General features: G+C 40.8%; 1 pseudogene. It reads right to left on the bottom strand.

The window, feature by feature from the left end:
* Nucleotides 1–911, bottom strand: a pseudogene (locus R7P72_RS25985) (aldolase catalytic domain-containing protein); the annotation flags it as partial.
* Between the last annotated feature and the right edge of the window lie 146 nt (nt 912–1,057).

Genomic DNA, 1,057 nt, shown 5'->3' with positions numbered 1-1,057 from the left:
TCTTCTGTTCCGTAATTAGGATTAGAAAGCATATTTTGAATATAAGTTGGGTGAATATCGTTTTTGGCTCCCAAGTAATATAGAAGGCTTGAGCCCCAACCGTATCTTCTTTGCATTGGCTCAAAATGGCGAATAACTAGTTCATATATTGCTGTTGGCAAGTATTTATCTAGTCCATCAAGTTCGGCGAGCAGGTTTTCGGTCTGGGCGTTCCCAGCGCCTCGTCCCATTCCGGTAACGGTTACATCCAACCATGTAACACCATTCGAACGAGCTGTCATAGTATTAGACATTGCTTGACCCATGTTGTTATGGGTGTGGATGCCAATGTCGCCATCCCAGTTTTGCTTTACAATTTCGGCAATGCGAGTGACTTCTGCACTATCCATATTACCGAGAGAGTCAGCAAAATAGATGACGTCAGGGTTTGCTTTTGCTACCGTCTGTACTTTTTCCGCTATAACCTCGGATGGTTTTCCGCCCGCTTGCATCAGATTTAAGCCAACGATATACCCCATTTCTTTGAAAGCTTTAATCATGCTTTCACATTGCTCTGCCTCATTGAAATGTGCCGCGATACGAACGAGATCAACTTTACTTTCTTGTGCCGGTACAAAAAGATCGTTGATGGCTGCTTCAACAGGTTTATTCGCATCTAGCAACGTTTTTGCGTCAACCATTACGCCATATGTCGGACCTTTCGGTAGGTGTAACGTGTTTAGAAACTCTTCAGTCGTATAAGCAAATGGACCACTGTAAACAGATTTAGGATAATTACGAAGCCCTAATTCAACATAATCAATTTTAGCTTTTGCAACTGCAGTGAGGTAAGCGTCAACGACTTCTGGTGAAAAGTCCCAGTGGTTATAGTAGCCACCATCGCGAAGAGTACAGTCTAAAATTTTTTGCATAATGGATATTCTTTTTAAGCTAAACAGGTAATGTGATTAGTACAGTAACACATACAAGCTTAATAGTAAAAGTGAGGTATTTATCAAACTAATTATTAAGTTATTACTTATCACTTTTGGGGAGTAAGCTCATTGTTCGGTTTAGA

It is taken from the genome of Vibrio sp. Vb0888 (genome assembly GCF_033338835.1).
Taxonomy (GTDB): Bacteria; Pseudomonadota; Gammaproteobacteria; order Enterobacterales; family Vibrionaceae; genus Vibrio; species Vibrio alginolyticus.
This window is presented reverse-complemented; position numbering and strand designations above follow the sequence as displayed.